The following is an 8,036-nucleotide window of genomic DNA, read 5'->3' as shown; positions in this document are numbered from 1 at the left end:
ATGACCCGTCCGCCGCCGGGCAGGGCACCGGGCTGATCTGGAGCGACAGCGGGCAGGTGTCGAGCGGTTCGTGCTCGACCTGGAGCCGCTGCTCGCTGCAGACCCCCACGGTGACGTCCGGCAAGCTGAAGGACGGCTGGCTGGTCCGCTGGCGCGTCCGGGCGTCGACGTCGTCCGGCGTGGCCAGTCCGTGGTCGGAATGGCAGACGGCGACGGTCCAGGTGAGCGGCACCGCGGGGAACGGCTTGGGCGCCGTCCCGGCCACGCGCGGCAGCGACACGTGGACGCTCTCCTCGGCCACCCCATGGCTGTACGCGAAGGTGACCGACGCCGGCGGCTCGAAGCTGGTGCTGGGCGCGGAGATCGAGCACAACCCCGCGACCGGCCAGGGCATCGGCGTGATCTGGTCCGGCAAGGGAGCCACGAGCTACGCCTCCAGCGGCAACGCCTGGGTGCAGGTGCCGGCAGGCAAGCTGACCGACGGCATGAAGATCCGCTGGCGGGTCCGCGGCGTCACCACCGCGGGCGCCGAAGGCGAGTGGTCGGCGTGGCAGGCCGCCACCGTGGACCTGCGCAAGCCCAGCGTGGACGGCCTGGGCATGAACCCGGCCATCCGCGGCACCACCTCCTGGACCGCCGAGTCGCTCACTCCGTCGATGTACGCCAGGGTGACCGACCCGGACAACCGGCTCAGCAGGCTGAACGTCGAGGTCGAGCACGACCCGGCCAAGAGCGAGCAGGGCACCGGCCTGATCTGGACCGGCACCTCGGACAAGGAGTACGCCTCCGGCACCAGCGCCTGGGCGGCCGTCCCCGCCGACAAGCTGACCGACGGCTGGCAGATCCGCTGGCGCGCCCGCGCCACCACCGCCTCCGGCGTCTCCGGGCCCTGGTCGGACTGGGTGTACGCGACCGTGACGGCCCTGCCGTTCGAGTCGTTCTCCCCGGCCCACAACAGCCAGGTCGGCACCCTGACGCCGGTGCTGTCGGTCAACGCCCGCCCCTACAACAAGGGCGAGGTCAAGTACTGGTTCCAGCTCTGCGCGGGCAGCGCGCCCAACTGGCGCTGGTGCAAGGACTCGGCGGAGAAGACCGAGGACTGGACCAAGGAAGGCGTCTGGCAGGTGGTCGATGCCCGGCTGAAGTGGGGCGAGACGTACTCGTGGATGGCGAAGGCCGCCACCACGTACACCACGGTCACCTCGTCGTGGCGGACCTTCACCCCCGTTCCCGAGCAGGGCAACATCAACGGCCTGCTGGCCGCCGGCACGCAAGGTCGCGAGTTCAACCATGTCTCTGGCAACTACGCGTCCACGGCGACGGACGCCTCGGTGACGACGGTGGGGCCGCCGCTGTCGGTGAACCGTACGTACAACAGCCTGGACCCGCGGACCGACGGCATCTTCGGCGCCGGGTGGACGACCCGCTGGGACATGCGCATCGAGGAGGAGCCGACCGGGAGCCTGCTGGTGACCTATCCGGGCGGCGAGCAGCTGCGGTTCGCGTCCATGGGCAACGGCGCCTACGCGCCGCCGTCGGGGACGTTCGCGACGATGGCCGCCGAGCAGACCGGCGGCTGGCGCCTGATGGACAAGTCGGCCATCTCCTACTGGTTCGACGCCTCGGGCCTCCTCTCGAAGATCACCGATCATCGGGGGCGGGCGCAGGAGCTGACCCGCGGCGCCGACGGCAAGCTGGCCAAGGTGGCCGCGACGGGCGGCAGGTCGCTGACGTTCACCTGGGCCGGCAATCACGTCGCGAGCGTCTCCACCGACCCGGTGGACGGCAACCCGCTCACCTGGACCTACGCCTACGAGGGCGACCTGCTGGTCAAGGTGTGCCCGCCGACCTCGGCGACGGCCTGCACGACCTACGAGTACGGGACAGGCTCGCGGTACAAGAGCGTGGTCACCGACTCCGGGCCGAAGTACTACTACCGGCTGAACGAGGGCGAGACCCGTACCGGCACCGTCGTCGCCAGCGCAGCGGGCTGGAACATCACCGAGCAGCAGGCCAAGCTGAACGGGACCACCCCGGCGGACCTCGGCGCGCGGGTGCCGGGCGCGCTGGCCGGCTCGCCGGACACCGCGATGCGTTTCAAGGGGGCGGCGACCTCGACGTACGTGCAGCTCCCGGCCGATGCGATCAGCGGTCAGGGCGGCGAGCCGGCGGTGGAGGCGTGGTTCAGGACCACCACGTCCGGCACGGTCATCGGGATGCAGGGCGCGGACAACGGCACGCCTCCGTCGTTCGTGCCGGTGATGTACGTGGGCACCGACGGCAAGCTGCGCGGCCAGTTCGGCACCGGCACTTCCACCACCGCGCACACCCCGCTCACCTCCACCGGTGCGGTGAACGACGGCAACTGGCACCATGCGGTGCTGTCGTCGGTGGAGACCAGGCCCGCCTCGAGCACGAGGCCCGCCGAACACACGCAGACCCTCTACCTGGACGGCGCCGCAGTGGGCACGCTGGCCGGCGAGGTCCAGCACGACGAGATGGCGGAGACCCGGATCGGGTCCGGGTACGGCTCCCCGGCCTGGCCGTCGAGCACCACCAGCACCGCGCCGTTCCCGTTCAACGGCGACATCGACGAGGTCGCAGTCTACGGCAGGCCCCTGAGCAAGGCGGCCGTGCAGCGGCACTTCGCGGCAGGCAAGCCGCAGCCGCAGCTCACCAAGGTAACCCAGCCGTCGGGCCGCGTGTGGGCGGTCAACGTCTACAACCCGGACGGCGGCCGGCTGGTGACGCACACCGACTCCAACGGCGGCACCTGGAAGCTGTCGAACCCGGTGTACACCAAGCAGACCACCCTCTCCACCTTCGCGACCGTGACGGTGACCGACCCGCACGACGGCGTCGTCACCTACGTCGCCGACGCGCAGCGTGGCTACCGGCAGGTGTCGGTGACCGACCAGGTCGGAGCGACCACGAAGTGGGCCTATGACGTGGGCGGATACCCGGCCAAGGTGATCGACCCGAACGGCAACGTGGTCGAGCTGGCGTTCAACGCCCGTGGGAACCTGCTGGCGAAGAAGACCTGCAGAACGGCGGGCGCGAACTGCTCGACCGAGTACTACGACTACTTCGTCGACGTCGACAAGCCGTTCGACGCCCGCAACGACGTGAAGATCGGTGAGCGGGACGGCCGGTCCGCCTCGGCCGCCGACGAGACCTACATGACCTCGTGGACGTACAACTCGTTCGGAGAGGAGACCAGGACCACGACTCCGGCGACGGCGGACTTCCCGGCCGGGCGCAGCACGGTCAAGACCTACACCGACGGTACCGAGCCGGCCGTCGGCGGCGGCACGACGCCCGCGGGCATGGTGAAGTCGGACAAAGACTACAAGGGCTACGAGACCACGTACGCCTTCACCGCCGCCGGCGACCTCGCGACGGAGACACTGCCGTCCGGGCTGGTCAAGAAGTACACCCATGACGCCCTTGGGAGGGTGACCGCCACGACGGAGATCTCCGAGGCGTTCCCCGAGGGGGTCACGACCACGGTCGCCTACGACGGGATGGGACGAGTGCTGTCCAGGACCGGCCCTGCCGTCAAGAACGAGGTGGACGGCAAGACGCACACGCTGCGCTGGTCGGCGGGTTACAACGAGGACGGCCTGCCGATGACGGAGACCAATGAGGACCTGACCGGAGGGGACGCGCCGCGCAGGACCGTCTACACCTACGACGCCTACGGCAGGCAGGCGACGATCACCGGGCCCGAGGGGAGCGTGGAGACGTTCGCCTACGACCACAAGGGTCAGAAGATCTCCGCCACCGACGCACGGGGCACGACGCTGGCGTACACCTACACCCCGCGTGGCGAGCCGGCCACGACGGTGCTGAAGGGCTGGACCGGCAGCCCCACCGCGCCGCAGGCGGCCACGGACATCGTGCTGACCTCGAACGCCTACGACCCGGCTGGACGGCTGGCCTCGCAGACCGACGCCATGGGCCGCACCACCGCCTACACCTACTACGCCGACAACCTGCCGGCGGAGACGACGGCCAAGGGCGCCAGGTTGAACGGGTCGGATGCCGTGCTGGACGTGGTGGTGGACTCGAAGGTGTATGACGCCGCGAACCACCTCATCCGCCAGACCACCGGCAACGGCACACTGCGGGTGGAGGCCGCCTACGACGCGGCCGGACGGGTTGTCTCTCAAATCGTGGACCCGGGCAAGTTGAACCGGGTCACCACACCCGTCTACGACGCCAACGGCAACATCACCAAGATCAGCCTGTCCGCGGCGGGCACCGACCGCGTCGAGTCCGTCGAGTACGCCTACGACGCAGGCGACCACCCCGTCCGGCAAACCGTGCACAACGACGGGCAGGACCTGGTGACCACGCTCACCGTGGACGACCGTGGCCTGGTCACGGCGACGACCGACCCGCGCGGCAACGCCGCCGGGGCCGACCCGGCCGCCTACACCACCGACGTCACCTACGACAGCAGGGGCCAGAAGACGCAGGTACGACTGCCGTCGGCGCAGGTGGAGCGGGCGGGCGCCGCTCCGGCGACGCAGCGGCCCACGGCCAAGATCGGCTACAACACCTTCGGCGAGCCCACGCAGCAGGTTGACCCTGAGGGCCGGCTCGTCAGCTCGACCCTGGACCGGGTCGGGCGGGTCGTGGAGCAGAACCTCCCCACCTACACGCCTCCCGGCGGACAGCCGGTCTCGCCCAAGGCCACCACCGTCTACAACGCCGCCGGTGATGCGGTCAGCGTGACCGACCCACGCGGCCAGACCACGACCGCGGTCTACGACGGGCTCGGTCGCAAGGTGCAGGTCACCGCGCCCAGGACGGGCTCGGCCGCGGCCGGAGTGTGGAACTACGGCTATGACCTGCTGGGCGAGGCGCTGTGGACGACGGATCCGACCGGGGCGCGTGCGGAGTCCACGTACGATGATCTCGGCCGGCAGATCACCTTGACCACAATCGAGCGCAAGCCGTCGCAGGCGGTGTACGTGACGAAGATGGAGTATGACGACGCCGGTCGGGTGACCAAGACGACCCGGCCGACCGGCGACACCTCCATCCGCACGTACGACGCCACCGGCGCGCTGGCCGGGCAGACCGACGCGCTGGGCAACACCACGACCTTCGGCTACGACCTCGCCGGCCGCCCGACGACGACCACCAACGCGCTGGGCCTGACCAGCAAGGCCGGCTACGACCTGGCCGGCCGCAAGACCCGGATCCAGGAACTGGACGACGCCGGTGCGGTGCTGCGCACCCACACCATCGGCTACGACCTGGCGGGCAACGCCACCAGTCAGACCTCCGGTGAGGGGCACACCACCGAGCGGTTGTTCGACGCCGCGAACCGGCTGATCGAACAGCGCGAACCGATCTCGGCGACCGAGAAGATCACCACCACGTTCGGCTACGACGCCGCGGGTGCGCAGACCCGCTCGACCGACGGCCGCGGGAACGCCACCTACGCCACCTACAACAGCCTGGGCCTCCTCGAGTCGATGATCGAGCCGAGCACCGCCGCCCACCCCGACCCCGCAGACCGGACCTGGACCACCCTCTACGACGCCGGCGGTAACTCGGTGACCAGCCTCCTCCCCGGCGGAGTGCGCGTAGACCGGATCTTCGACGAGCTGAACCGCCTGGTGAAGCAGACCGGCACCGGCGCCGAGGCGAACACCGAGGACAAGACGTTCGGCTACGACGCGGCGGGCCGCCTGACCGCCGCCGGTGATCTCAACTTCACCCTCAACGACCGCGGCCTGCTACTCAAGACGGCAGGCGCGGGCGGCGACCTCAACGCCTACGCCTACGACGCCAACGGCCGTCTGGCCCAGCGCGTCGACGTGACCGGCACGTCCACCTTCACCTGGGACGGGGCCGACCGGCTGACCCAGTCGATCGACCCGGTCAGCAACACCGCCATAGACTACGGCTACGACAAGGCCAACCGGCTGACGTCCATGGCCTACGGGACCTCGGGCGCGCGGCGCAGCTACACCTACGACGCGCTGAACCGGCTGACCAAGGACCAGCTCACCACTGCCGCGGGTGGCGCGATCGCCTCCATCGAGTACGGCTACGACCTCAACGACAACCTCACCTCCAAGACCACCACCGGCACGGCCGGGGCCGGCACCAACACCTACGCCTACGACCAGTCCAACCGACTCATCTCCTGGACCGCCCCGGGCGGCACGAAGACCGCCTACGAGTGGGACGCCTCGGGCAACCGGGTCAAGGCCGGCGACAAGACCTTCACCTACGACGAACGCAACCGCCTGACCTCGGGCGACGGACACACCTACACGTACACCGCACGCGGCACCCTGCTGGAGGATTCGGCCGGGATCGTCCGGCGCACCAAGTTCGACGCCTTCGACCGGCTCATCAACGACGACGCCGTCACCTACGGCTACGACGCTCTCGATCGTATGGAGACCCGCACACAGAGCGGGCAGACCTTGTCCTTCGCCTACGAGGGGGTCAGCAACAACCTGGTGGCCGTCACCGACGCCAACGGCGCCAAGCGGGCCACCTTCGGCCGCGACGCGCTCGGCCGCACTCTCGGCATCAACGACGGCACCGGAGCCCAGCTGGCCTTCTCCGACCTACGCGGCGACCTGGTCGGGGCCTTCGCCGCCAACGCGACCGCTCTGGCTGATTCGGTGGCCTACGACCCCTTCGGCGAGGTCATCACGCGCACCGGCCCCGAGCACGCGCTCGGCTATCAGGGCGGCTACACCGACCCCACGACCCGCATGATCAACATGGCGGCCCGCTGGTACCAGCCGACCACCGGCAGCTTCGTCTCGCGCGACACCCTCACGCAGAACCCCGACCCGTCGGTCCAGCTCAACCGCTACGCCTACGCCAACAACAACCCCCTCACCAACGTCGACCCGGACGGGCACAAGAGCACGTCGAAGAAGAACCCGGTCGACACCTATGAGGAATGCAAGGGGCAGAAGAAGAAGAGCAAGACGTGCGGAGAGATCATCTCCGACCACAATCGGTGCGTCAAGGACTACGGAAAGTCGTACTGCAAGGAGTCCGAGAAGGAGTACACGACCTGCCGCAAGGAGAACGGCAAGAGCTACTGCAGCGCGACCAAGGACGTCTACGGGGACTGCCGCGCTGACGCGAAGTCCCACATGGGAGTGGTCTCGAAGGGCGGCAGCCTGGGGTCGTGCAGGGACGCGGCCTCGACGTACGCGGAGTGCCGGGCCGCGGTGATCGATCGGCCGACCTGTCTCGACGCGAAGGACAACTACATCGCCTGTCGCGCCGAAGGAAGCACGAGAAAAGTCTGCATCGAGGATGCCGGCAACTATCGAACCTGCCGGGCCGGCCATCCCAACTCCAAGGAGATGTGCGGCAACGCTTCGGACATGTATCGCGGCTGCCGTTACGGCAACAAGACCAGCCAGCCCGTCTGCGCCGCGGAGAGTGATTACTACGTCAAATGCCGGGATCAGGCGAAGGACGCCAATCACAACGGCTGCAAATCCTTCGCCGGCAGCTATTCCGACTGCATGTCCTCCAAGCAGTACGGCAACCATTCGGCGCAGTTCTGCAACACCGCGTACGACTCGCAGATGACGTGCATGAAGACGGACCGCGTCAAGGACTGCAACTGGGTCGACGACGTCTACCTGGAGTGCGCGAAGAAGATGAAGGGCGAGCAGCCCTGCACGCAAGGGGGCGGCTTCACCGGGAAGAAATGCAATGCGAAGGGCGGCGACTGCGTCTACTACCTGAGCAACTCCGCCGCGAACCTCCTCGCAGCCGGCCTCGGTTCGATCACCGGGTTCGCGGAGGCATTGTGCGGGGTAAGCGCCGCCACAATCATCGGCATACCGCTGGGAGTTGTCTGCGGGGCGGCGGCCGGAATCCTCGGCGTGGCGACAGCGGTGATCCTGAACAACAACAAGGGGAACGGGATCTGGTTCAAGTTCAAAACGGGCACGTACTATGATCAGCAGTCCGGAATGTTCATGCCGATGATCAAGGAACTGAATATTGGATCGCAGTAGGTCGACGTCGGG

Annotated in this window: 2 protein-coding genes; one reads left to right on the top strand and one right to left on the bottom strand. The window is 68.6% G+C overall.

Translation table 11 applies throughout. The features are described 5' to 3' along the window. The coding region (locus tag ABZ260_RS02465; RefSeq protein WP_355611916.1) for a hypothetical protein at positions 1-280 on the bottom strand (280 nt) is incomplete at its 3' end. On the opposite strand from ABZ260_RS02465, the gene ABZ260_RS02460 reads away from it, so the two are divergent. Further along, positions 246-8,024, top strand: coding sequence for an RHS repeat-associated core domain-containing protein (locus ABZ260_RS02460; RefSeq protein ID WP_355611913.1), 7,779 nt, complete (start codon positions 246-248; stop codon positions 8,022-8,024). The genes ABZ260_RS02465 and ABZ260_RS02460 overlap by 35 nt on opposite strands. Positions 8,025-8,036: the final 12 nt, after the last annotated feature.

This window comes from Streptosporangium sp. NPDC006013 (assembly GCF_040614275.1).
GTDB lineage: Bacteria > Actinomycetota > Actinomycetes > Streptosporangiales > Streptosporangiaceae > Streptosporangium.
This window is presented reverse-complemented; position numbering and strand designations above follow the sequence as displayed.